This is a genomic window from Lysinibacillus sp. BSL11 (assembly GCF_052928325.1).
Genome location: NZ_JAVGCX010000017.1, coordinates 66,196 through 90,794, shown reverse-complemented (window position 1 = coordinate 90,794; position 24,599 = coordinate 66,196). Strand labels below are relative to the sequence as shown.

The 24,599-nt window shown below is 38.9% G+C and carries 24 protein-coding genes and 2 pseudogenes; 22 read left to right on the top strand and 4 right to left on the bottom strand.

From position 1 onward, the window contains the following. Positions 1–2 precede the first annotated feature (2 nt). The 21 genes from RCJ95_RS19385 (at position 3) to RCJ95_RS19285 (ending at position 20,696) form a co-directional block, all read left to right on the top strand. Positions 3–1,139, top strand: coding sequence for a THUMP domain-containing class I SAM-dependent RNA methyltransferase (locus RCJ95_RS19385; protein WP_221680696.1), 1,137 nt, complete (start codon positions 3–5; stop codon positions 1,137–1,139). An 85-nt stretch (positions 1,140–1,224) separates the two neighbouring features. Then, positions 1,225–3,132: an ATP-dependent DNA helicase gene (locus RCJ95_RS19380; protein ID WP_320939801.1), complete on the top strand. Its 1,908-nt coding sequence runs from the start codon at positions 1,225–1,227 to the stop codon at positions 3,130–3,132. Between the two features lie 226 nt (positions 3,133–3,358). Then, on the top strand, positions 3,359–4,819 hold the full coding sequence (locus tag RCJ95_RS19375) for a sensor histidine kinase (protein ID WP_026023345.1): 1,461 nt from the start codon (positions 3,359–3,361) through the stop codon (positions 4,817–4,819). Then, on the top strand, positions 4,812–5,390 hold the full coding sequence (locus RCJ95_RS19370) for an ANTAR domain-containing response regulator (protein ID WP_004269312.1): 579 nt from the start codon (positions 4,812–4,814) through the stop codon (positions 5,388–5,390). Before RCJ95_RS19375 ends, RCJ95_RS19370 begins: the two co-directional genes overlap by 8 nt. Before the next feature lie 84 nt (positions 5,391–5,474). Further along, complete coding sequence (eutH, locus tag RCJ95_RS19365; protein WP_004269313.1) at positions 5,475–6,725, top strand: ethanolamine utilization protein EutH; 1,251 nt, start codon at positions 5,475–5,477, stop codon at positions 6,723–6,725. 19 nt (positions 6,726–6,744) lie between these two features. Beyond that, positions 6,745–7,086, top strand: coding sequence for an ethanolamine utilization microcompartment protein EutS (gene eutS / locus RCJ95_RS19360; protein WP_004269314.1), 342 nt, complete (start codon positions 6,745–6,747; stop codon positions 7,084–7,086). Positions 7,087–7,096: 10 nt separating this feature from the next. Then, entirely contained in the window at positions 7,097–7,597 is a 501-nt protein-coding gene (locus RCJ95_RS19355; protein ID WP_221680699.1) for a EutP/PduV family microcompartment system protein, read from the top strand. Positions 7,598–7,614: 17 nt separating this feature from the next. Then, positions 7,615–9,036: an ethanolamine ammonia-lyase reactivating factor EutA gene (locus RCJ95_RS19350; protein WP_446722637.1), complete on the top strand. Its 1,422-nt coding sequence runs from the start codon at positions 7,615–7,617 to the stop codon at positions 9,034–9,036. Positions 9,037–9,041: 5 nt separating this feature from the next. Then, a complete protein-coding gene (locus tag RCJ95_RS19345; protein ID WP_008176446.1) occupies positions 9,042–10,412 on the top strand; it encodes an ethanolamine ammonia-lyase subunit EutB in 1,371 nt (456 codons plus the stop codon). 9 nt (positions 10,413–10,421) lie between these two features. Then, positions 10,422–11,432, top strand: coding sequence for an ethanolamine ammonia-lyase subunit EutC (gene eutC, locus RCJ95_RS19340; protein WP_221680701.1), 1,011 nt, complete (start codon positions 10,422–10,424; stop codon positions 11,430–11,432). A gap of 11 nt (positions 11,433–11,443) precedes the next feature. After that, positions 11,444–12,094 (top strand): ethanolamine utilization microcompartment protein EutL, encoded by a 651-nt coding sequence (gene eutL, locus RCJ95_RS19335; RefSeq protein ID WP_221680702.1) that lies wholly within the window; start codon positions 11,444–11,446, stop codon positions 12,092–12,094. A 15-nt stretch (positions 12,095–12,109) separates the two neighbouring features. Beyond that, a complete protein-coding gene (locus RCJ95_RS19330; RefSeq protein WP_312128941.1) occupies positions 12,110–13,600 on the top strand; it encodes an aldehyde dehydrogenase family protein in 1,491 nt (496 codons plus the stop codon). Between the two features lie 20 nt (positions 13,601–13,620). Continuing rightward, on the top strand, positions 13,621–13,899 hold the full coding sequence (locus RCJ95_RS19325; protein ID WP_004269321.1) for a BMC domain-containing protein: 279 nt from the start codon (positions 13,621–13,623) through the stop codon (positions 13,897–13,899). 128 nt (positions 13,900–14,027) lie between these two features. Beyond that, positions 14,028–14,618 carry a phosphate propanoyltransferase gene (locus tag RCJ95_RS19320; RefSeq protein WP_221680703.1) on the top strand — a complete coding sequence of 197 codons (591 nt, stop codon included), beginning with the start codon at positions 14,028–14,030 and terminating at the stop codon, positions 14,616–14,618. Positions 14,619–14,630: 12 nt separating this feature from the next. Then, positions 14,631–15,500, top strand: a complete 870-nt coding sequence (locus RCJ95_RS19315) for a phosphate propanoyltransferase (RefSeq protein ID WP_009370493.1) — start codon at positions 14,631–14,633, stop codon at positions 15,498–15,500. A 36-nt stretch (positions 15,501–15,536) separates the two neighbouring features. Next, complete coding sequence (locus RCJ95_RS19310; protein WP_004269324.1) at positions 15,537–15,821, top strand: EutN/CcmL family microcompartment protein; 285 nt, start codon at positions 15,537–15,539, stop codon at positions 15,819–15,821. Continuing rightward, positions 15,814–16,182, top strand: a complete 369-nt coding sequence (locus RCJ95_RS19305) for a BMC domain-containing protein (RefSeq protein ID WP_221680704.1) — start codon at positions 15,814–15,816, stop codon at positions 16,180–16,182. The genes RCJ95_RS19310 and RCJ95_RS19305 overlap by 8 nt, the downstream gene beginning before the upstream one ends. Continuing rightward, complete coding sequence (gene mdh, locus RCJ95_RS19300; protein ID WP_004269326.1) at positions 16,182–17,129, top strand: malate dehydrogenase; 948 nt, start codon at positions 16,182–16,184, stop codon at positions 17,127–17,129. Before RCJ95_RS19305 ends, mdh begins: the two co-directional genes overlap by 1 nt. Before the next feature lie 267 nt (positions 17,130–17,396). Continuing rightward, positions 17,397–18,491 (top strand): helix-turn-helix domain-containing protein, encoded by a 1,095-nt coding sequence (locus tag RCJ95_RS19295; protein ID WP_446722636.1) that lies wholly within the window; start codon positions 17,397–17,399, stop codon positions 18,489–18,491. A gap of 76 nt (positions 18,492–18,567) precedes the next feature. Beyond that, a complete protein-coding gene (locus RCJ95_RS19290) occupies positions 18,568–20,064 on the top strand; it encodes a carboxypeptidase M32 (RefSeq protein WP_446722635.1) in 1,497 nt (498 codons plus the stop codon). Positions 20,065–20,429: 365 nt separating this feature from the next. Then, the gene (locus tag RCJ95_RS19285) at positions 20,430–20,696 is read left to right on the top strand and encodes a hypothetical protein (protein ID WP_054550783.1); all 267 of its coding nucleotides are present in this window, start codon (positions 20,430–20,432) and stop codon (positions 20,694–20,696) included. Between the two features lie 271 nt (positions 20,697–20,967). Here the strand turns inward: RCJ95_RS19285 and RCJ95_RS19280 are convergent. Beyond that, positions 20,968–21,093, bottom strand: a pseudogene (locus RCJ95_RS19280) (IS1595 family transposase); the annotation flags it as partial. Between the two features lie 263 nt (positions 21,094–21,356). Next, positions 21,357–21,755 carry a multidrug DMT transporter permease gene (locus RCJ95_RS19275; RefSeq protein ID WP_446722634.1) on the bottom strand — a complete coding sequence of 133 codons (399 nt, stop codon included), beginning with the start codon at positions 21,753–21,755 and terminating at the stop codon, positions 21,357–21,359. A 304-nt stretch (positions 21,756–22,059) separates the two neighbouring features. On the opposite strand from RCJ95_RS19275, the pseudogene RCJ95_RS19270 reads away from it, so the two are divergent. After that, a pseudogene (locus RCJ95_RS19270) lies at positions 22,060–22,386 on the top strand (carboxypeptidase M32); the annotation flags it as partial. Between the two features lie 64 nt (positions 22,387–22,450). Here the strand turns inward: RCJ95_RS19270 and RCJ95_RS19265 are convergent. Both RCJ95_RS19265 and RCJ95_RS19260 read right to left on the bottom strand, forming a co-directional pair. After that, on the bottom strand, positions 22,451–24,112 hold the full coding sequence (locus RCJ95_RS19265) for a b(o/a)3-type cytochrome-c oxidase subunit 1 (RefSeq protein WP_221680707.1): 1,662 nt from the start codon (positions 24,110–24,112) through the stop codon (positions 22,451–22,453). Then, complete coding sequence (locus RCJ95_RS19260; protein ID WP_004269330.1) at positions 24,099–24,590, bottom strand: cytochrome b5; 492 nt, start codon at positions 24,588–24,590, stop codon at positions 24,099–24,101. The genes RCJ95_RS19265 and RCJ95_RS19260 overlap by 14 nt, the downstream gene beginning before the upstream one ends. Positions 24,591–24,599 lie beyond the last annotated feature (9 nt).

The window sequence follows — 24,599 nt, the reverse complement described above, 5'->3', positions numbered from 1 at the left end:
CTATGGCAAACTATCAATTAGTAGCTACGTCAGCAATGGGCTTAGAAGCTATTGTGGCACAAGAAGTAAAAGCACTTGGCTATGAAACAACCGTTGACAATGGCAAAGTATATTTTGAAGGCGATGAAACGGCGATTGCGCGTACCAATTTATGGCTACGTGTAGCGGATCGTGTAAAGATTGTCGTTGGGCAATTCCCAGCAAAATCGTTTGAACAATTATTTGAAAGTGTGAAGGCACTCCCTTGGGAGAAGTATTTACCAGTGGACGCTGCTTTTCCTGTTTCAGGAAAGTCCGTAAAATCGAAATTGTTTAGTGTACCTGATTGTCAAGCCATTACCAAAAAGGCAATCGTTGAGCGAATGAAACAGCATTATAAGCGACTTGGCTTTTTGGATGAATCTGGAGCGACTTACAAAGTTGAGGTTTCGATTTTAAAAGATGTGGCGACACTAACAATTGATACATCTGGTGCTGGCCTACATAAGCGTGGCTATCGTCAGGCACAAGGTGAGGCACCATTAAAAGAAACATTAGCTGCTGCACTTGTACAAATTTCAAAATGGAATCCAAATCGTCCGTTTGTTGACCCATTCTGTGGCTCTGGTACTATTACATTGGAAGCGGCGATGTTTGGACAAAATATAGCTCCAGGCTATAACCGTGAATTCATTTCTGAGGAATGGCCATGGATGAAAGCGGCAATCTGGGATACGGTTCGTGATGAAGCAGATAGTTTAGCGAACTATGATCAGCCGTTAGAAATTATTGGTTCCGATATTGATCACCGCATGGTCAGCATTGCGCAAGAAAACGCAATAGAAGCAGGCTTTGGAGAGTTAATCACGTTTAAGCAAATGCAAGCACGTGATTTTACAACACAGTTAACGGATGGTGTCATGATTGGGAACCCGCCGTACGGAGAGCGTATTGGTGATGTGGAAGTCGTGGAACAGGTGATCCGTGATGTTGGGAAGGTCATGAAAAACTATCCAACTTGGTCTGTTTATATGCTATCCTCCATGAAGAATTTTGAAGAATTATATGGACGCCAAGCGACGAAAAAACGTAAATTATTTAATGGTTTTATTGAAACAAATTATTATCAGTTCTGGGGTCAAAAGTCTAAAAGAGATTAACGAATAGTAACGGAAGATAAGATTTTTTCTTATCTTCCGTTTCGTCGCGTATAATAGCAACAGATAGTAAGAGGGGGAACATTAATTGCGTAAATCTTTACCATTTGCATTATCAAAGGACCGTTCATTTTTCGATTCATTAGGTGACTGGATGGGCGATGTTCTTTATGATGAATTACCAGAAAAGGGCTTTGAATGCCGTGATGAGCAAATCTTTATGGCTTATCAAATAGAACAAGCACTAAAAGAAAAAAATGTTCTCTTTGCAGAGGCAGGAGTGGGAACTGGCAAAACGATCGCTTATTTGCTTCCAGCTATTTCCTATGCACGTTACACAGGGAAACCTGCGTTGATTGCTTGTGCAGATGAAACATTAATCGACCAACTTGTAAAAGAGGGGGGCGATATTTATAAACTCCAAAAAACGTTGGGACTTGATATTGATGTTCGTCTAGCAAAATCGAGAGATCAGTATTTATGCTTAAAACGCTTTGAGGAAGCAGAGAAAGTGGAGTCGGATGAATGGATTGACGATATTTCCTTTTCTATCCCTGATGGTGTTTATGCACAAGGTTCGATGATTGCGGTTCATCCATATGGGGAACGCAGTGATTATCCAACAGTCAGTGATGAGGATTGGCAAAAGGTTAATTACAATTCGATTATGCAATGTTCGGTTTGTGATCTTCGTAATCGCTGTGGGCAAACATTGCATCGCTCTCATTATCGAAAATCAACCGATCTTGTTATTTGTTCACAAGATTTTCTAATGGAGCATTTGGCTACAAAGGAATCTCGTGAACGTGAAGGTCAGCTAGCATTACTGCCTGAGGTATCAATGATGGTGCTGGATGAAGGACATTTATTGGAGTATGCTGCGCAAAAAGCGATGACCTATAAAGTACAGGCGACGACTATTGTGCAATTACTGGAGCGCTTGATGGTAGATGGTGTACGCGAGCGCACACTGTATGCAATGGAGAAATTACAGGATGATCATGAACTATTTTTTGATCAACTTCGCGATGATATCGTCGCTTCTAATGAAGATCGCAAACGCATAAACAAATCAAAAACATTGCTTACTTACGGGAAGCAGTTAATTGATGATGTAGAAACATTGATGGAAGAATTCGTTTTTGAATCAGAAATGTACATGATTCCTGAATATGAGCTAAATATGGCAGAAGAATATTTAGAACAATATGAGGCTTCGTTGCGTATTTTCATCGCACAGGGAGATGCAGTAGATTGGTTAGAGGAAACAGATGGTGAAGAAACGCTCGTCATTATGCCTCGTTTAATCACAGAAGTTTTAGCAGAAAAATTATTCTCTAAAAAGCTTCCAATCGTCTTTTCTTCTGCCACGCTATCGGTTAATAAAGACTTTTCTTATATTGCCTATAGTTTAGGAATTCGAGATTACCAATCATTTTCTGTGCCATCCCCATTCGACTATGAAGAGGTTATGAAAATCTATTTACATGAGCTTACGCAACGAGACAAAACAGCACGTGTTCAGCAGTTGTTGCGTGATGGCGAGCAAACGTTGATTTTATTTAAATCGAAGCAAGCCATGCTAAACTTCAAGGCAGAATTACCAATAATGGAACGTATGTATGTAGCATTTGAGGGAGATCGAGAGCTATCAGCCATTGTTCGAGACTTCCAGCAAGGAACAGTTAAAACATTATGTTCATATCATTTATGGGAAGGGTTAGATTTGCCTGAGGAAGCATTAACGCGTGTGATTATTTATGATTTACCGTTTCCTCCACAGGACCCATTATTTGATGCGAAACGTACATTTGCAGAAAACCCATTTGAGGAAGTGGAATTACCTTTCATGCAATTACGCTTGCAGCAAGGGATGGGGCGCTTAATTCGTACATCGAATGACCATGGTGATATTCACATTTTATTAAATGAAGATGAACAAAAACAGCGTGCAGCCTTTGAAAATATATTAGCAGTTGTACCAGAAATAAAATAGAAAGAAGCGAGTTTACCCAAAAGGTAAGCTCTTTTTTTATTATATTGAAATAACATTATGTGTGTAGTTAAATTATGGATCTTTAAAAAACTGTTGAATATTTCTCTTTTAAGCTATATAGTTCTTTGTAATGCAACGAAATCTTGTGAAAGAATATATTTTTTATATTGAAAATAATTTCACAAAAGGTTTATAATAATGACAAAGATTTTTAAGAATAGTCAAATTGCTTGCTGACTATTCATTGATAGGGGGCTTAAACCTGTCGAACATTCAATCATTGTGTAGAAAATATACAAATCTATCGGCAACGGATATTGACAAGTTAATAGAAATAGAGGCTACGCTAACGTATTATGCTGAGTTGACTGATTGTTACATGTTCATAGATTGCCTGTTGGAGAATTTACCGCATGCAATTGTTGTGGCAGAGGCATTCCCGAAGAAAGAGATTGGTTTATACGAAAAATCAGTTATCGGAAAATTCGTATTTGAAAGTTTTGAACCAGCTGTATTTGCTGCGTTTAAACATAAAGAAAAATCATCTATTTCCAGAGCAATTACGCAGGAAGGCATAACGGTGGAGCAAAATGTCATTCCAATTTTTAATGAGCAGCAGCAAGTAATTGCTGTGTTGATTCAGGAAAAAATGGTGAAGATGCAAACGACACCGAAGGATGATTTTCAGAATATGCCCTTTGCATTAATTGAGCATATTGTTGAACCAAATTCTCAACCAATTCCAGTTGTTTCTGATTTACTCGTAGAGTCGATTATTCTCACAAATCACGAAAATAAAGTGATTTATAGTAATCCAGCAGGCTATCATTTTATTTCGGAGCTATCTGGATTAGAAAATTTTGACAATATAGCGTTGGATAAAATCTTACCTTTTTTACAGGAGGTCTATGATAAAGGCGACGATGTCTTTTTCCTAGAAATTACGATTGATCGTAAATCCTTTATTGTGAAGAAGATTCCTATTCGCAGTCATAACGAGAAAGTCACACTACTCATTATTCATGATCTAACAGAGCTTAAGCTGAAAGAAAATGAGCTAATGATGAAAACATTTGCGATAAGAGAAATTCACCACCGAGTGAAAAACAATCTTCAGACAGTGACAAGTCTATTACGTTTGCAAATGCGAAATGATCTGTCTGCTTCAAATGCAAGTGCGTTTCAAGAGGCATTAAATCGAATCTATAGTATTTCATCGGTATATGAGCTGATTTTAGAAAATGAAGATAACGCTGAAGAAAGAGTGGATGTTATCGCATTAGCTAAAAAAATTGGTCATAAAATGATTGGTACGTCTAATACAGCAACTATTCAACTAGCCTTTCATCATGAAAATTTGCAGCTGTTCTGCCATTCAAAAAAGGCAGTCTCTTTAGCACTCATTATTTGTGAGCTACTGCAAAATGCATTAAAGTATGCGTTTATCGGACGTGATGAAGGAGTCATCGATATTCAATTCATTCAGGAAGATTCTACAATTTCGCTTCATATTTCTGACAACGGCGTTGGAATGCAAGAGGTGAAGGCATCTTTTGGTATGGAGATTATCACAAGGCTTGTAGAATATGATTTAGCTGGCTCATTTTCAATTATCCCTAGTAATGAAGGTACACATACTCAAATTCAGTTCCCTGTAAGTGAGGAGGTATTTATCGTAAATGACTAGGAAAGTTATGATTGTCGAAGATGAATCACTGATTGCGATTGATTTGAAGTTTATGTTAGAAGATAACGGCTACGAAGTTGTAGCTCAAGCGAACAATGGGGAAACAGCCATTGAATTAGCCTTTTTACATAAACCACAGTTAATCTTAATGGACATTAAAATGCCTAAACTTGACGGTTTAAAGGCAAGTAAAATTATTGAACAACAGCTTGGTATACCCGTTCTTTTCATCTCGGCCTATAGTGAAAAAGAATTGTTGCTATACATGAAGCAGGATAATATATTAGGATATGTAATGAAACCGTTTTCTGAAAAAAATGTGTTGCCTGTGCTAGAGGTTGCTTTTCATCAAATTGATAAATTCAACCGTCTCAATGGGGAGATCTTACATAAGCAAACACAATTAGATAAGCGAAAAGTCATTGAACGAGCAAAGGGCTTGCTGATGCAGGCTGAAAATATAAGCGAGGACGAGGCTTATCGTAAGATTCGTAATGAAAGCATGCAAACACAACAGGAAATGGTGCATATTGCACAGCAAATTATTAACAACCTACAAGTCAATAGTTGAAGCAAAGGCGCTTTAAAGAGATTTCTTCTTTAAAGTGCCTTTTTTTTATATAAATTTATAAATAAAAAAGGGGTGATGAGTAAGATGGCAATGATAGGAACGATTATCGTTTATATTATTATGATTTGTGCTGTTTTAGGGGCAATCGGAGCTATCCGAGATGCTGAGTATGGGATTGGGAAAGAATTTATGAATGGGATCCATACAGTTGGTCATATTTTTGTCCCAGCAGCAGGGATCATGGCAGCTATACCTTACTTAACATGGTTTATTAGTCATTTTATTAGTCCGATTTTTGAGTTAATTGGTGCAGATCCGGCAATTGCAGCGACGACGATTTTAGCATCGGACATGGGTGGTTACCAATTAGCCAATGCGTTAAAGGAGTCTTATGAGGGATGGGTAATGGCTCTTGTTGTTGGTTTTATGTCAGGTGCTACTATCGTATTCTCGATTCCAATGGGCCTTGCGATGTTGGATAAACGTGATCATAAATACATGGCGCTAGGAATTATGGCTGGCGTTTTAACAATTCCGATTGGTGCATTTATTTCTTCTATCATGATTGTGCTATTCAACACAGAAGTACGTGAAGTCATTAGTACAACAGAGGCTCCTACATATGTATTTGCCATTTCTGTTTTACAAATATTAATTAACTTACTACCTTTATTCATTTTCGTTATCTTAATCGCACTAGGCTTAAAGCTTATTCCAAACGGCATGATTACTGGCTTCATGGTATTCGGTCGTGTAATGGATGCCGGAATTAAACTGGTGTTAGTGTTCTCTATTGTTGAGATTTTTACAGGTATTTTTACAAAGATTTTTGGCGCGTGGGGCTTCGATCCAATCATGGCTGATGAAATCGATCAGTTCCGAGCATTAGAAACAGCCGGTTATATCGGGATTATGCTAGCGGGTGCCTTCCCAATGGTGTATCTAATTCGAAAATATGCTTCCAAGCCACTTGAAGCAGGTGGTAAAAAATTAGGCTTATCCTCTGTAGGAAGTGCGGGGTTATTAGCAACGATTGCGAATATTTTGGCGATGTTCACACTAGTTCGCCATATGCCACCAAAGGATAAAGTAATTAACATTGCGTTTGGTGTATGTTCGGCCTTCTTATTAGGTGATCACTTATCATTCACGGCGAACTTCCAGCCAACGATTATCCTGCCTGTTATCGCTGGAAAGTTTTTAGCGGGTGTTATTGCGATTATTTTAGCCTATAAGCTTTCAGTACCAACTGCATTAAGGCTAGAAATTGAGGATCGCAAGGCTGGCATTATTAAAGAAGGCGAGTATTTAACAGATCAAAATCATAATCAATGAAAAAGTGAGGTGATGACGTGTGAGTGAAGAGAAAAAACGATTTATTCAGGAGTTTGTGCCGGGTAAACAGCTAACATTGAGTCACCTTATTGCCAATCCTGATCCAGAAATGTTTCAAAAGCTAGGTATCCAAGAAGCAGGTGCCCTTGGCATTATGACTTGTACGCCAAGTGAAACGGTAATTATTGCAGGAGACTTAGCGACCAAGGCTGCCAATGTCAAACTAGGATTTTTAGATCGTTTTACAGGTAGTCTCGTTATTGTTGGTAGTGTGTCAGAGGTAGAAATGGCGATGTTAGAAATTAATCGTTTTTTATCCGAGGTATTAGGTTATACACCATCAAAAATAACAAAATCATAGGATGTGTCATATGAAAAATCGAGTAATGATAATAGGCGGTGTGCAAGCAGGAAAGTCAACATTGATGAATACATTGTTGGGCAAAGAAAGCAGTGCCAACAAAACACAAGCACTCGTTTATGATGACTGGATTGTTGATACACCAGGTGAATATGTAGAAAATCCAATGTATTACAGAAATATTATGGCAACATCTTTGGAAGTAACCCATGTAATTTACTTGCAGGATGCCACATCAGCAAGGAGTGTATTCCCTCCGCAATTTAGCTTAGGGATTCCCAAAATACAAATAGGTGTTATTACCAAGATCGATGCCCCTAATGCAGATGTAGAAAGGGCTACCGCCTTATTAAAAAATGTTATGACGCAGGGCCCTATCGTGAAAACCTCTTCATGGCAAAAACTTGGCATTGAATTAATTGAACCATTGATTCAACTCAAGACAAATGAAGAAATTCGACAATTTGTTAAGGAAAGCGATAGTCCGTATCTCATGTATTGCTCACAGTAGCGAGAGGGAGGTGTAGGGTGAAAACTGAAAAAATATTTAGTGCAGGCATTGATATTGGGACAAGTACCACAAAAATGGTTGTCAGTAGTTTTCTGTTAAAGAATGTGGCTGGCGTAACACATGTGCCAAGGATTGAAATTATTGAGAAAACGGTGTTGCATCAAAGTCCAATTATCAGAACACCTTTCATCAATAAAGACATCATTGATATGAAAAAGATAGAGGAATTTATTTCTCAACAGTATCAATTGGCACAAATTGCTCCATCTGATATTGCAACAGGGGCCATCATTATTACTGGTGAATCAGCTACGAAGGAAAATGCAAGTGAGGTTGTCCATACCATTGCAGATGGCGCAGGTCATTTTTTAGTTGCTACCGCAGGTCCTGATTTAGAGGGCATCATTGCTGCCAAAGGGGCAGGTACTTTACAGCAATCAAAGAATTCATCCAAAGTCATCGCCAATATCGACATTGGTGGAGGGACAGCGAATATTGCTGTTATGCAATTTGGAGAGGTCATAGGTACATGTACCTTACATGTTGGTGGTAGATTGATTGAGTTTAAGGATGGCAAGATTCAATCAATTTCTCCGCCACTCATACGATTGATGGAACGATGGGCTAATCCGTTAGCGGTTGGTGATGCGGCCGAAGATATTCGAGTGACACATTGTATTGAAGAAATGGTGCAAACACTTGCCATGATTCTTTATGGACAATGCAGAGATGAAAAGCATCCGTTATTACTAGGGCATTTACCAAACTGGCATAAACCTGTGGATGCTATTGTTTTTACGGGTGGAGTGGCCTCTTGTATTTATGAAAATGAATGTACACAGCGTCAATATGATGATATTGGTGAAAAATTAGCGAAAATGCTACAACAGCATGAACAGCTACAATCATTTTTATGGTTACGACCAGAGGAAACAGCACGTGCAACAGTGACTGGTGCTGGTACGCAAACCACTGAAATCAGTGGGGCAACCATTCAGGTGGATGCACAAGTGTTACCACTAAAAAATGTACCTGTCTTCAATTGTCATCTAGATCATTCAACAGACTTTAACTCGACGGTAAGGACAGCAGTAGAGAGAGCAAATGATTTATTTTCTATACAGGACAATCGTTCGCCATTTGCACTCTATTTTAGTGAATTGCCATATTTAAGCTTTCAGGATGTACATGCATTGTGTCAGGCCATTTTGCTACATTTGGCAACAAGATGCTCTAAGGACATACCAATTATCATAGTCATTCAATCAGATTATGCAAAGATTATTGGACAGACCATACAAGCCATAAATGCGACAGTACCAATTATTTGTATCGATCAAATTAAAGTGGAAACGGGCGATTACATCGACATTGGAGAGGTTCTGCCATCTGGCGTTGTTCCTGTTGTGGTGAAGACCCTTGCCTTCCATTCAAAGTAAGGAGGATGAATGTGAACTTATCGGTGATATTTGGTGGAGAAAAATATAATTTTAAATCATTAAAAGATGTTATGGCTAAGGCCAATGAAGAAAAATCAGGTGATCAGCTAGCAGGTATTGCCGCTGAGACGGTTCAACAACGAATCGCAGCAAAGGCTGTATTAAGTGAGCTTTTAGTTAAAGATATCCGCGAAAATCCATTAGTGCCACAAGAAAATGATGAGGTTTCACGCATTATTGAGGGCGATATTAATGAGCAAATATATGGAGAAATCAAAAACTGGAGCATCGAGCAGCTGCGTGAATACATTCTATCAAATGACACGGGTGATCGTGAATTAAAGCGTTTAAGTAAAGGGATGAATTCCGAGATTATTGCCGCTGTTACAAAACTAATGTCCAATTTAGATCTTGTACATGCAGCCAATAAAGTTGAAATACTTTCAACGTGTAATATTACGATTGGCCAAAAAGGGACGCTGTCATCTCGTCTACAGCCAAATCATCCGACAGATAATATTGATGGCATTATCGCTTCTCTAAAAGAAGGACTGTCCTATGGTATTGGGGATGCTGTTATCGGCATTAATCCTGTAGATGATTCAGTTGAAAGTGTCAAAAAAGTACTTACGGCTACAAAGGAATTCATCAATGATTGGTCGATTCCTACGCAAAACTGTGTATTAGCTCATATTACAACACAGATGAAGGCGATTAAACAAGGCGCCCCAGCAGATATGATTTTCCAAAGTATCGCAGGGACAGAAATTGCTAACCGTTCGTTCGGTATTTCTGCTGATTTAATAAGAGAAGCAGAGGAGCTCATTAAAAAGCAAGGAACAGGTACTGGTCCAAATTTATTCTACTTTGAAACAGGTCAAGGGTCAGAGCTATCGGCAGAGGCACATATGGGCATTGACCAAGTAACTCTGGAATCGCGCAATTATGGATTTGCAAGACATTTTAATCCTTATATTGTGAACACCGTAGTTGGCTTTATTGGCCCAGAGTATTTATACAACAATAAACAAGTCATTCGAGCAGGTCTCGAGGATCACTTCATGGGCAAGATGCATGGTATTCCTATGGGGGTAGATATTTGCTATACCAACCATATTAAAGCTGACCAAAATGATGTGGAAGATTTAAGTGTATTGCTAACAGCTGCTGGCGTTAACTTTATTATTGCTGCGCCAATGGGCGATGATGTGATGCTCAACTATCAATCGATGAGCTTCCATGATGTGGCTACATTACTCCAAACATTTGGTAAAAAACCAGCACCAGAGTATTTAGCCTGGTTAGAGAAAATGGGCATTTATGAAAATGGTCGACTGTCAGCAAGAGCTGGCGATTTATCCATTTTTGAAAGGTAGGTGAGTCAAGTGAATGATCAATTAGTTTCTATGATTACACAGCTTGTCATGGAGAAGATGGAGAAAAGTACAGGTAGCCAAACACCTGAAATAGCAGCTACTCCAACAGAGCAACCACTTATTAAATTTTATGATACAGTAGAAAATCGTTCTTCAGAAACAACAGAAGCTATCGCAACATCACAGGAGCCATTAATTCAGCTGTATCAGCATGGAGCTCCACAGCAAGTAACAACGGTTGCTTCTGCTACTTTCGACCAACCAGTAAATGACGCTGTGCCGATCAAGCCCTTTCAGTTTGAGGCAGGATCGTTAAGTGAAAGTGTGCAGGCTGCTAAGAAACATACACCAGCTCGTATTGGTGTAGGGAGAGCGGGAACAAGACCGAAAACGAAAACCTGGTTAAAATTCCGACTCGATCATGCTGCTGCAGTAGATGCTGTATATGGCGAAGTGACAGAAGAACTTTTACAAAAGCTTGATGTCTTTCAGGTCACAACGAAAGTCACAGATAAAGAGGAATACATTACAAGACCTGACTTAGGGCGTCGTTTATCAGAAGAATCAAAGGCATTGATTCAGCAAAAATGTAAACCACAGCCAAAGGTACAGATTATTATCTCGAATGGCTTGAGTGCAAGTGCGATTGAGGAGAATGTTCAAGATGTTTACTTAGCCCTTCAGCAAAGTCTTAGCAATTTAAAAATTGACATCGGTACTACGTTCTATATCGATAAAGGGCGTGTTGCCTTAATGGATGAGATTGGTGAGCTGCTACAGGCAGAGGTAATTGTTTATCTAATTGGTGAGCGTCCAGGGCTCGTATCGGCAGAATCGATGAGTGCATATTTATGCTACAAGCCAAGAATTGGGACAGTGGAAGCTGAACGCATGGTAATTTCAAATATCCATAAGGGTGGTATCCCACCATTAGAAGCGGGAGCTTATCTTGGCACAGTCGTAGAAAAAATCCTGCATTATCAGGCAAGTGGCGTAGAGCTTGTCGCAAAAGAAGGTTAGGAGGCTGAAATATGTATCCTCAAAAAATTATGGCTCAAATCTTGGCGATGCAAACCATTCCAAGAGTCAATAGTGAACTAGCAGAGCAGTTAGATTTAAAGCCACATCATCATAGCATTGGACTTGTCACACTGACAATCGACGATGTGGGCTATGTAGCCTTCGATGAGGCGACGAAAAAGGCAGATGTCGATGTTGTCTATGCAAAAAGCTTTTATGCGGGAGCGGCACATTCGTCTGGTCCATTGTCAGGTGAAGTGATTGGCATTATTGCTGGAAGCTCACCTGATGAAATTCGTAGTGGTCTTGATGCCATTCAACAAAAAATTGAATTTGATACGTATTTTGAAGCCATTAATAATAATGACAATCATGCCTTGTTTGCCCATACTGTGGCAAGCTGTGGGACGTATCTTGCTGAGCTTGCAGATGTAAAGGTTGGCACCCCACTTGCTTATTTAATCGCACCGCCGCTTGAAGCAGTTGTAGGATTAGATGCAGCATTAAAGGCTGCAGATGTTGAGCTAAAGGTTTTCTTTGGTCCTCCATCTGAAACCAATTTTGGGGGCGGCTTATTAACTGGCAGTCAATCTTCTTGCGAGGCTGCGGCACATGCATTCAGAGAAGCTATTGAAAATATAGCTAGAAACCCAGTGATCTAGAAGGGAGGCGGCTTTATGGCCACATTAGACAAAGACTTATTAGCGATTCAGGAAATGAGAGATGCCGTTAAACATGCTAATACAGCACAGGCTGCCTATATGCAATTTTCTCAGCAACAAGTAGACAACATTGTAAAGGCTGTCGCGGATGCTGCCTTTAAGGAAGCAGAGCGTTTAGGAAAAATGGCTGTGCAAGAAACAGGAATGGGTATTCCTAACCATAAAAAGATGAAAAATGAAGTAGCTTCACGAGATGTCTATGAAGATATTAAAGAATTAAAAACAGTTGGTATTGTGGGCTATGATCGGATGAAAAAAGTAGCCGAAATTGCAAGTCCTTTCGGTGTCATTGCTGGTATCGTACCAACAACAAATCCAACCTCTACAGCAATCTTTAAGACACTTATTTCTTTAAAAACGAGAAATGGTTTAGTGCTTAGTCCACACCCATATGCAGTGAAATGTACAAAAGAGGCTTTAGATATTTGTCGAGTAGCTGCTGAAAAAGCAGGTGCGCCAGAAGGATTACTACAATGTTTAACAATGTCCTCCATGGAAGCAACACAGCAGCTAATGAAGCATCCAAACATCCATTTAATTTTAGCTACGGGTGGTGGTGCATTGGTCAAGGCAGCCTATAGCTCTGGCAAACCTGCCTATGGGGTTGGGCCAGGAAATGTACCAGCTTACATCGAAAAATCGGCTAATATTCAAAAGTCTGTACGCCAATTGGTGCAAAGTAAATCGTTCGATAATGGCACAATCTGTGCAACAGAGCAAGCTATTATTGTGGATAAGGTGATTGCCGAGCAAGTGCAAACAGAATTAAAGAAAAATGGTGCCTATCTATTAAATGCCGAAGAAAAAGCTAAAATGGAAAAATTGATCTCGCCCGTTCCTGGGAAAGTAAATCCTCAGATTGTTGGTAAATCAGCTACTTGCCTAGCTGATTCTGTTGGTATCACGGTACCAGACGATACAAAAGTTCTTGTGGGCTTCGAAACAATGATTGGTAAAAATATTCCGTTTTCTCTTGAAAAACTATCACCAATCTTTGCGCTTTATGTTGTTGAAAACAGTACAGAAGCCAAGCAGGTGATGATTGACCTGCTAAATATTGGAGGACGCGGACATACATGCTCTATTCACACTGAAAATGCAGCATTAGCAGAGCAATTTTCTGTCGAATTACCAGTATCACGAATTGTGGTTAATACATTATCCTCAATTGGTGCAGTAGGTGGCACAACAGGCTTGGCGCCATCCTTTACATTAGGCTGTGGGACATTTGGCGGCAATATTACGTCAGACAACATTACAGCAAGACATTTATTAAATATCAAACGTATGGCGTATGGCATTAAAGATGTCGAAGTGCCAAAACCAGAATTCGAAGTACAGTCCGTTGTTGAGTCGGTAGTTTCACAAGAACCTACTCTTGATACAACGATGGTTCAACAAATTGTCGATCAAGTATTAAAACAAATCACATTACAAAAAAAATAAATTATTTGGAGGAATGACAAATGAGTACAGCATTAGGAATGGTAGAAACAAAAGGTTTAGTAGGAGCAATTGAAGCAGCAGATGCAATGGTAAAGGCAGCAAGCGTTAATTTAGTAGGCAAAGTACATGTAGGTGGCGGGATCGTAACAGTTCTTGTACGTGGTGATGTAGGTGCAGTAAAAGCAGCAACAGATGCAGGGGCAGCAGCAGCACAACGTGTAGGAGAGCTATTATCTGTCCATGTAATTCCACGTCCACACCACGAATTAGAAATGATTTTACCAAAAGCAGAAGCATAATTTCAGTTTCGTTTAAACGCTATAGATGGAAAAATAACTACCATTTATAGAGGAGAGCTGGATCTATCTTTAGAACAGCTCTCACCTTGTTCAGATAAAATCATCAACAAAATAAAGAGGTGGCTAACATGACAACAGCAACAAAAACTTTTCCAGTGGCCATTTCGGCGCGTCATATCCATCTAAGTGAAGCGGATTTACAAGCACTTTTTGGTCCAAATGCAACCCTAACGAAAGATTTCGACTTATCACAGCCAGGGCAATTTGCTGCAAAAGAGCGCGTCTCTATTGAGGGACCCAAAGGTGTTATTCATAATGTCCGTGTCCTTGGACCTGTAAGACCAGCAACCCAAGTAGAGGTAAGCCGCACTGATGCCATGAAGCTAGGAGTGACACCACCTTTACGTCAATCAGGTGATATTGATAATTCTGCGGGCATTAAAATACTTTCTCAAGACAAAGAAATAGAGATCCAGCAGGGAGTCATCATTGCACAGGCGCATATTCATATGACTGAGGAAGATGCCAAAGAATTGGAAGTACGAAATAATGAATTAGTTTCAGTGGAAGTTGTAAGTGATCGACCTGTCACTTTCCGAGGTGTCGTTGTACGTGTTTCCAATGATTTTAGTCTGGAAATGCACATTGATACGGATGAAGCAAATGCTGGTTTTATTGAACAGCAGGCACAGGGTAAATTAATAAAAGTATCATCGTAAGGAGGAGGCAAGATGCAAGAAAATTTAGTGCAAAAAATTGTGGAAGAAGTTCTGCAGCAGGTCTTAAAAAATCAATCTTCCCCTCCACATGACGGTAAAATCCCGATTGGTGTATCTGCCCGCCATGTCCATCTTGCACAAGCAGAAGTGGAACAGCTCTTTGGTGAAAATTATCAGCTCACACCAAAATTTGAGCTTTCACAGCCAGGGCAATTTGCTGCGGAAGAAACTGTAGTAATTGCAGGTCCAAAAGGGTCAATTGAGCGAGTGCGTATTCTTGGTCCCGCTCGTTCCTTATCCCAAGTGGAAGTAAGCTGGACAGATGCTATGAAATTAGGTCTGAAGCCACCATTAAGAATTTCTGGTGATATACAAGGTTCCAGTCCTGTTACATTAATTGGTCCAAAGGGAAGTGTTGTGTTAAATGAAGGACTCATTATTGCACAGGCACATATTCATATGTCCCCAGCGGATAGTGCGAGATTCCAAGTCGTAGATGGGCAATCTGTCCAAATTAAGGTAGAAGGTATTCGCCCAATTATTTTATCGAATGTGGTTATCCGTGTTTCAGAGCGTTATCGCTTAGAAATGCATATTGATACAGATGAAGCAAATGCAGGGTTAATTCAACAAGGAACGCTTGCAGAAATCGTGCATCATCAAGTAAGTGAACCTATGATCACTGTGAAAGAGCAGTCGCCAGTCGTACAGAAAGTAGAGCAACCGTCCGTCTATCATTATGACAAAAAGCTACTTTCACAAATAGAAGTGCTCGATATCGATGCACAAGAAATTGTCGTTCCAAAGAAAACCATTGTGACAGCATTGGCTTATGATAAGCTGCGAGAGTTAAATAAAACATTAACGATTCGTTCAGAGTAGTAAGACAATGTGTGTCGCATAAAGAGGGTGAAGTTCATGCAAATGGGAAGAGTGATAGGCAGTGTATGGGCAACACGCAAGGAGGAGGGGCTGAATGGTTTAAAGCTACTAATCATTCAACCTATTGATTCCAATCAACAGCCGATTCGCACAGAAATGGTTGCAGCTGATCGTATAGGAGCGGGTATTGGTGATGATGTCCTGATTACAAGTGGTGGGTCATCTCGCTATATTATGAAAGATAATCCGTTACCGATTGATGCAGTTGTCATTGGTATTATTGATTCTACGGAAGTAATGAGAGGTGAGGACAATGAGTAGCGCAATTGGAATGATTGAAACAAAAGGATTAGTTGGTTCTTATGAAGCTGCTGATGCGATGATTAAAGCGTCAGATGTCACAATCGTCAAACAAGAATTTGTAGATGGTGGTATCGTGACGATTGTCGTGAAGGGTGACGTAGGTTCTGTACAAGCCGCAGTAGAGGCTGGAAAAGCAGCCGCTATGCGTGTTGGTGAATTATTAGGCGCTCACGTCATTCCGAGACCTGATGAAGATGTCTTTAAAATGATTAAAGGACCAGAAGCACCAAAGAAAAAGGCTGTTTCTGCACCAGCAGCAACGCGTGCTAAAAAAACAACAGAAACAACATCGTCGACAGATAATCGAGGTGAGGCATAATGGCATTTCGTAAAAATAAAATCGCTGTTATTGGAGCAGGTCACACTGGCTCCACACTGAGTTTATTTTTAGCACAGAAAGAATTAGGTGATGTAGTGCTTGTTGATATTCCAGAAGCCGAGAACCCAACAAAAGGGAAAGCTTTGGATTTACTACAAACAGGCCCCATCGAAAAATTCAATGTGTCCATTAAAGGCACGAGTCAATATGAAGATATCGCTGGCGCGGATATTGTTGTCATTACAGCAGGTATTCCACGTAAACCAGGGATGAGTCGGGATGACTTAGTCACAACAAATGCTAAAATCATTCAACAGGTTTCAAGACAAATTAAACACTATGCTCCAAATAGTATTGTTGTTGTGTTGAGTAATCCTGTTGATGCCATGACGTATGTATGTCATAAGGAAACAGGCTTTGCCAAAAATCGTATCATTGGTCAATCTGGTGTGTTAGATACAGCTCGCTTCAACACGTTTGTGGCGCAGGAGCTTCACATTGCACCAGAGGATGTATCAGGCTTCGTCCTAGGAGGACATGGCGATGAAATGGTACCATTAATCCGTTATTCCTATGCAGGCGGTATTCCATTAGAGAAACTAATTCCTCAGGAACGACTACAGCAAATCGTGGAGCGTACGCGTAAAGGCGGTGGTGAAATTGTTGGCTTACTAGGTAATGGTAGTGCCTACTATGCACCAGCCGCAGCGTGTGCCCAAATGGTTGAAATTATTATCAAAGATCAACGAAAAATTATCCCCTCTATTGCCCTATTAGAAGGAGAATATGGGTACCACGATCTCTTTTTAGGGGTACCAACTATTTTAGGTGGCAATGGCATCGAATCTGTCATCGAATTGCACCTAACAAATGAAGAACAAGCAGCCCTTCAGCACTCTGCAGAGGCTGTGAAACAGGTAATTGCTATTTGCCAAAACATTGAATAGAGTAAACAGACTCTATTTTTCAATGGATCGAAAGGATCCCCAACTTTCTTTCCAATAAAACTTCATGATAGCTCAAAAAATGTTTGATTGGAAACCGAACATGACTTGAAGGCTAGTATAAATCCCCAATTATATAGAAAGCTCTCCTCTATTTATGAGAGCAGAAGCTGTAGCAGACTTTAAAGTTTGCTGCAGTTTTTTTCATTCACAACTTATATCATAAAAATCATTATCGCTTCTACTATAATTTAATTAGGAGGGATGTGGATGAACAACATTGTACAGGAGATGATAGATTGGATTGAGCGTCACCTATCAGAAGGATTTTCACTAGAGCAATTAGGAAAGGATATGGGCTATTCTCCTTATTACTGTTCTTTTAAATTCCATCAGACGACCGGGATGACGATTAAAAAATATAGATCACTACGTAAAATTTATCTTTCTACTATTGCATTAAAAGATCCACAAAAGAAAATAATCGACATCGCCTTTCACTACGGCTTTTCATCACAGGAATCCTTTTCTAGAGCTTTTAAAAGGTACTTTGGTATAAGTCCGAATGATTACAGAAAGTCTCCTCAACCTTTACAAACCTTTGTAAAGTTGAGATTACAGGATGATGGAGGATGGTTGACGATGGATATTTCTCAGAAATTAAAAATTGAAGCATTACAAGAGAAGATGAATGTGCAATACGATCAAGAGCTATTGAATGTATTAAATGGTCAAATGATGTATGAGGAGTTCGCAAAACAACAATTAATGGGCAACAGTGATTACGTTCCTTTCAATGAAGCGATGTGTGCGAATCCAACGATTAGTCCGATTTTCAGTGAAGAATTTAATAAACTGCGTGCTATAGGGCATGAGGTGTCTTTACAACAATATGAGCAGGTGACATTGAATCCGTTGAAGCCATTGTTAACAAATGACTATGAATGTATTGTTTTATGGTTTGGAGATGATATGTTTTGTCAGATGAATTTATTGACAGTCCTCGCTTTCCTAGAGCAACAAAGGTATCAAGGCAAAGTCTATTATTATATGGTCAAGGAGATGACCTATGATGTGGAAGAAACAGAGATAGAACTTGGACCGTATGGGGAGGTCTATCAAGAGGTATTGATGCACCATCGTCTGCCCAAGACAACGCTTATACCTGTCATGTATCAGGGTATTCAATTATTTTTCAGCTATTTAAATGAAGAGAATGAGATCACTACGTATATAAAAAAACACCTCAATCTATCTCAAAATGACCTGTTAAAGCAATTGTTTTTCCTCTTTCCACACTATGGATTAGGGGATAGACAATACATCAAAATAATAGAGAAGTTAAAAAATGAATATTCTGAATAATTATCCTAGAAAGTCCGCAATATACAAAATTTTCGAAAATATGATAAACTTATAACGTGAAAAGGAGGATGAATGCATGACTGTTCAACAATTTACAGACTATGTGAAGAAAATGCAGCATTATGAGGAAGCGCTCAATGTGATTTATTGGGATATGCGGACGGGTGCACCGAAAAAGGGGTTAGCACAACGTTCTGAGGTAATTGGTACATTATCAGCCTCCTTATTTGATATGCAGACGAGTGAAGAACTAGGAGAGCTTTTAGCAGCATTAGAGGCACAAAAAGCTGATCTTGACTATGTAACACTACGTTTAGTAGAAGAAGTAAGAAAGAATTACGATCAAAATAAAAAAATCCCTGCGAATGAATACAAAGAATTCGTCATTCTTCAATCGAAGGCAGAAACGGCTTGGGAAGAAGCGAAGGCAACGAATAATTTTGCTCTATTCCTACCATACCTAGAAGAAATCATTCAATGGCAGAAAAAATTCATTCAATATTGGGGCATTAAAAATGGATCTCCATACAATACATTACTAGATTTATATGAGCCAGATATGACAACAGATGTCGTAGATCAAGTATTTGGTGAATTACGTGAGACTATTGTGACGCTTGTTCAAAAAATTGCTCATTCATCGAATAAACCTGATACTAGCATGTTATTTAAGCATTTTCCACGTGAGGCACAGCGTGATTTATCATTAGAATTGCTTGCTCAGCTCGGCTATGACTTTGATGCTGGTCGCTTGGATGAAAGCGTCCATCCATTCATGATTGGCTTAAACTATGGTGATGCGCGTATTACGACTAAGTATGATGAAAATGATTTCCGTTCGGCCATTTTTGGCACAATTCATGAGTGTGGTCATGCGATGTATGAGCAAAATATTGATGAAAAACTTGCAGGTCTGCCATTAGCTACTGGTACATCGATGGGGATTCATGAATCACAATCATTATTTTATGAAAACTTTGTCGGCAGAAATGAAAAGTTCTGGGAGCATAACTACGAGCGTCTTCAGCACTTCTCACCCGCTCAATTTGGTGATGTGGCGTTAGCAGATTTTTTACGTGCCATCAATATGGTAGAACCATCATTGATTCGCATTGAAGCAGATGAACTAACATATCCATTACATATCATGATTCGCTATGAAATTGAACGTGACCTGTTCAATGGGGATTTACAGGCGAAGGATCTACCACAGGTATGGAATGATAAATATGAGGAATATTTAGGTATTCGTCCTGAGACAGATGCACAAGGTGTGCTACAAGACATGCATTGGTCAGGCGGCATGTTTGGCTATTTCCCATCCTATGCATTAGGGATGATTTATGCAGCACAGTGGAAGCATGCGATGGACAAGGATATTCCTAATTTTGATGAATTACTAGAAAAGGGAGAGCTACTGCCAATTCGAGAGTGGCTAACTGATAAAGTTCATCAATATGGAGCATTGAAAAAGCCGTTTGAATTGCTGAAAGAAGCGACAGGGGAAGGCTTAAATGCCAAGTATCTGGCAGACTACTTACAAGAAAAATATACGAAACTCTATCAATTATAAAGTGAAAAAAGCGATTTCTCATTTTAGAGAAATCGCTTGTTGCTTTGAAAATATTCTTACCAAAAGCTTAAAGCCTTTGAGCCCGCTTGTGAATTTGTAATAATTTCGAAGATTGGAATGGTGTAAGCGAATATAAATAAGGCTACTAAAATTACAAGTCAAGATTAAAGTAAGCTTCATTTCATGTTACATCAATATTTTTTATATAGTGTTCAACATTATAAAGCGTCATTTTTAAATTGAACCCTTGTGTTAAACAATCTGGCCAGATTGTTGTGTAAATATTTATTTGTGTAGCTTATGTATGATGAACCGTATATAGTTTTTACTTTTATGACCAATCAATAATTTAGGGGTGATTAGTGGTGACACTTAAATGGTTGTGGATATTGGTTATTGCATTTTGCGTATTAGAATGGATTTCAATCCCATTCATAAGTGCATTTACAGGAAAATTGTATCAAGTAGTTGATGGTGTATTAATAATTACTTTTATTATTTATCCATTATTTTTCTTGACTACTCTTTTATTATTACAAAAGGGGAATAAAAAAATTGGTGCAGTAATTTTGCTTATTCCACTAATTGTGTATGCCCCCGTGTTAATAAGTCTTCAAACGTTGGTTAAATAATGTATTACTAATTGAGTTAACGAGGTGCTTTGTAAAACAAGAGTTTCAAAAATTATCGAACTTTAAAAATTTAATCGATGCCATTCAATAAGAGCAAGCTTTGAACAATCATTTTTTCAAAACTTGCTCTTTAGTTTTGTTCTCATATCAAGGTTGATATCGTTAATTTAATCAAACTTTATTACTAATCAAATCTACATCAACAAGAAGCATTTGGGTATTCTTCAATAGTCATTGAACAGACATAAACTACAATGTGTTTCTGTCATTTTTTTGTGCTTTCATTGCTATGACTATCTATAAATAAAAAACGCACTAAGTAATTATCGAGTTATTTAGAATCAACGCCTTTAAAACGATCTATTCAATATTTTAAACGTGAATGTAGTAGGTTCATAATAAATTCAAAAATCTTTAACTTGTTATTAAATTCATAACCCATTGCTTGAAAAGATTTATCATTATTTAAAAAAATAGACCGCTAAATACAGTGTAATCTTTAACTTAAATTCTCATAATGGAATAAAAAGAAAAATTCCTTCTTTCAATATAAAAGTAGGAATTTTTGTCGTTTTAATATACTTAGAGTTGCTCAAAAGACTAGTACAGCATAGCGTACTTAAAAAAGAGAACCCCAATATAAATTCCTTATTTATAAAGTTAGACAGACATTTTTGATTGATTGCCAAAAGGATTCGAGCGCAGAACCAATGTAAACCAAACAGCAAACCCAAGATAAACTACTGTCAAAATAGCGAATATGAAATGAAACTTCTCCGCCAACTGCCGGAATAGGGCAAAAAAGACAACGATGCAATATATCAGATTTCCCGATATGACAGGTTTGTTATAGATGCCGCCAATCAGGGCAGAACGTGTAAACCAGTTTAACATTGCGAACCCTAAATATAGTCCTCCGATGATTTGCAGAAGAATCAAAATAATGGGTGAAGGGTCAATCCCTAGTATTTTTGAAATTTCTTCGGGAAAAAAGGTTCCTGCCAACCCAAACAAACCCATCAACACGGCACTACTACTCAAAAGCCATTTTGTTTTCATTTTTTCCCTCTTTTCATCTAATTTTGGAGTTTTATAAACAGCAATCAGAGAATTCTAAACAAGGCATGTGTTAGCTTCAAACAGCAATAAACCATGAGTACAGTCCTAAGTAATTTAACAGGCTAGCCTAGAAACATAAAATTGCCTCCCTTTAGGACATCGATGAAAGTTTTGGATTTTTGGGAGGGGGGTGTGACATCTAATGTTCATTTAAAACAGGTCTTTTATCCATAAGAGTATTTCCTCACCCAACACAACAATCATGAAATTAACCTTTATATAACATCTGGTTAGGTAATTTATTATATTCCCTGAGACAGATGCACAAGGTGTGCTACAAGACATGCATTGGTCAGGCGGCATGTTTGGCTACTTCCCATCCTATGCATTAGGTATGATTTATGCCGCACAGTGGAAGCATGCGATGGACAAGGATATTCCTAATTTTGATGAATTACTAGAAAAGGGAGAGCTACTGCCAATTCGAGAGTGGCTAACTGATAAAGTTCATCAATATGGAGCATTGAAAAAGCCGTTTGAATTGCTGAAAGAAGCGACAGGGGAAGGCTTAAATGCCAAGTATCTGGCAGACTACTTACAAGAAAAATATACAAAGCTATATCAATTATAAAGTGAAAAAAGCGATTTCTCGTTATTGAGAAATCGCTTTTTTATAGGAAGATGCGTTTGGATGCTTACCACAATTGATAGCCTTTGGAGCCGGCAGGTGAGTTCGAAATAATATCGATAATTGGTACTGTGTAAGCGAATAAAATTAAGGCTACTAAAATAACAAGCCAGATTTTAAAGTTTTCTAAAATAGCTGGTGTCGGACCGCTAAGCTCATGTACGTCACCTACAGGGAATTCTTCGTCACCTTTAGGTGCGAACCAAGCAAGTTTCACGACGATATAAATGATCACTAGGATGGCGATAAAGAGGATTGTTCCACCCACAGCTTGCGCGATTTGATAAGGAATCCAATCGTAAGCCTGCTGAGCGCCACCATATTCTGAGTAATCTGAGCGACGAGGTGCGCCAAACAGACCAGCAATATGCATTGCTGAAGACATAATCGTCATACCAGTACCCCATAAGATACCAGCGAAATTACTAAGATTATTTAAAGACTTCGAAAGTGTACGACCTGTTAAATGTGGAATTAACCAGAATGCCGCACCGAAGTAAGTTAAAACAACAGCTGTTGCAATCGTTAAATGGAAATGCCCTGTAACCCAAATGGTATTATGAATTAATTGATTCATTTGATAAGAGGCATTGACAATACCGCCTGCACCCCCTGGAATAAATGACACCATACCGATAAATGGTACGAAGAAACGAGCATCCTTCCAAGGTAATTTTTTAAACCAACCAAATAGTCCTTTGCCACCTAATTCACGTCCACGTAACTCGAACATGGCAAACATCGAGAAGGCTGTCATTAGAGAAGGCACGATTACAGCAAATGTTAAAACAACTTGAATGAACTTCCATGTACCATCAATACCAGGCTCTGTTAACTGATGGTGAATCCCAACAGGAATAGAGAAGAGTAAGAACAGCATAAACGAAAGTCTTGCTAAAGAATCGGAGAAAATTTTTCCGCCAATTACTTTTGGAATAATCACGTACCAAACCATATAGGCAGGTAATAACCAGAAGTATACGAGTGCATGGCCAAAATACCAGAAAAGTGTACGTGATAATGCCACATCGACACGTTCAATTAAACCTAAGGACCATGGTAATAATTGAATTAAAACAGAGGCTGCCACACCAAGCGTTGCCACGAACCACATTAAATTATTAACAACTACCATAAATGATAGTAACGGGCTACGTTGTCCACTCGCTTTATTTTCTTTGCGCCACTGGACATAACGTAATATTTGACCTGCGCCGCCAACCCAAGAACCAACAACGACTAATGTAAGACCTAAATAGAAAATCCAATGTGCCTTTAATGGTGCATAGAATGTATAAAGAACAGTTGCTTTATTCAATAACACCATCGTTGCGGCAGCAGCTGTCCCGATAGTCATTAACCAGAAACCAATCCAGCCAAGTCTTCTCTGAGTATCAGTGAATGTACCAGATGTTCGACTTACACTTGCAATTTGGAAGCCGTAAATAAAGAATGTAGTTAATATAAGACCGAGTAATACACCATGAACTGTTAATACTTGATAATAACCAATGCCTGCTGGTAATGTAAATTGACCAGAACGTACAAAAACCTGTAATAAACCTGCAAGACCACCTAATAACAATGCGATAAATGCCACGTAAATATGTGCCATTGCTAGCTTTGCATCTCGACGATCCACTTTTGTCATTGAATTAGTGTGACTCATTTGAATCCACCACCTTTAGCATAGAGTGCATCATCGTATGTCCTGTACCACAATACTCATTACATACGATTAAAAACTCGCCAACCTTATTGACTTCTGTCACATATTCCGAAATATAGCCAGGCTCAAGCATCATATTGATATTCGTACCTGCAACCTCAAAACCATGCATAACATCCTCGCTTGTTGCGATAAATTTCACTTTTGCACCAAGTGGAACCTCAATTTGTGGAGGATTATAATTGAATGCAGAAGCAACTACTACCACTTCGTAATCCCAATCCTTACCTTCAACCTTATGGACACCTGGATTATCAAAAGGAGCTGTCTCTTTCACTTTCTCGTAATCTAGTGTTTTTTTACCATTGTTTGGATGAGAGCCTTGATGAAATGCTCCGATACCGAGAATGATCAGGAATGCCACTAAAGTGGTAACTCCAAAAACAAGCCAGTATTTCTCATACTTATGTATGTGCATATGTTTCTG

Bases quoted from the DNA above. Each gene is read 5' to 3' on its own strand.
- RCJ95_RS19385 (WP_221680696.1), top strand. From the start codon at position 3: ATGGCAAACTATCAATTAGTAGCTACGTCAGCAATGGGCTTAGAAGCT.
- RCJ95_RS19370 (WP_004269312.1), top strand. From the start codon at position 4,812: ATGACTAGGAAAGTTATGATTGTCGAAGATGAATCACTGATTGCGATT.
- eutH (WP_004269313.1), top strand. From the start codon at position 5,475: ATGGCAATGATAGGAACGATTATCGTTTATATTATTATGATTTGTGCT.
- RCJ95_RS19355 (WP_221680699.1), top strand. From the start codon at position 7,097: ATGAAAAATCGAGTAATGATAATAGGCGGTGTGCAAGCAGGAAAGTCA.
- RCJ95_RS19345 (WP_008176446.1), top strand. From the start codon at position 9,042: ATGAATGTGAACTTATCGGTGATATTTGGTGGAGAAAAATATAATTTT.
- eutL (WP_221680702.1), top strand. From the start codon at position 11,444: ATGTATCCTCAAAAAATTATGGCTCAAATCTTGGCGATGCAAACCATT.
- RCJ95_RS19330 (WP_312128941.1), top strand. From the start codon at position 12,110: ATGGCCACATTAGACAAAGACTTATTAGCGATTCAGGAAATGAGAGAT.
- RCJ95_RS19325 (WP_004269321.1), top strand. From the start codon at position 13,621: ATGAGTACAGCATTAGGAATGGTAGAAACAAAAGGTTTAGTAGGAGCA.
- RCJ95_RS19320 (WP_221680703.1), top strand. From the start codon at position 14,028: ATGACAACAGCAACAAAAACTTTTCCAGTGGCCATTTCGGCGCGTCAT.
- RCJ95_RS19315 (WP_009370493.1), top strand. From the start codon at position 14,631: ATGCAAGAAAATTTAGTGCAAAAAATTGTGGAAGAAGTTCTGCAGCAG.
- RCJ95_RS19310 (WP_004269324.1), top strand. From the start codon at position 15,537: ATGCAAATGGGAAGAGTGATAGGCAGTGTATGGGCAACACGCAAGGAG.
- RCJ95_RS19305 (WP_221680704.1), top strand. From the start codon at position 15,814: ATGAGTAGCGCAATTGGAATGATTGAAACAAAAGGATTAGTTGGTTCT.
- mdh (WP_004269326.1), top strand. From the start codon at position 16,182: ATGGCATTTCGTAAAAATAAAATCGCTGTTATTGGAGCAGGTCACACT.
- RCJ95_RS19295 (WP_446722636.1), top strand. From the start codon at position 17,397: ATGAACAACATTGTACAGGAGATGATAGATTGGATTGAGCGTCACCTA.
- RCJ95_RS19290 (WP_446722635.1), top strand. From the start codon at position 18,568: ATGACTGTTCAACAATTTACAGACTATGTGAAGAAAATGCAGCATTAT.
- RCJ95_RS19275 (WP_446722634.1), bottom strand. From the start codon at position 21,755: ATGAAAACAAAATGGCTTTTGAGTAGTAGTGCCGTGTTGATGGGTTTG.
- RCJ95_RS19265 (WP_221680707.1), bottom strand. From the start codon at position 24,112: ATGAGTCACACTAATTCAATGACAAAAGTGGATCGTCGAGATGCAAAG.
- RCJ95_RS19260 (WP_004269330.1), bottom strand. From the start codon at position 24,590: ATGCACATACATAAGTATGAGAAATACTGGCTTGTTTTTGGAGTTACC.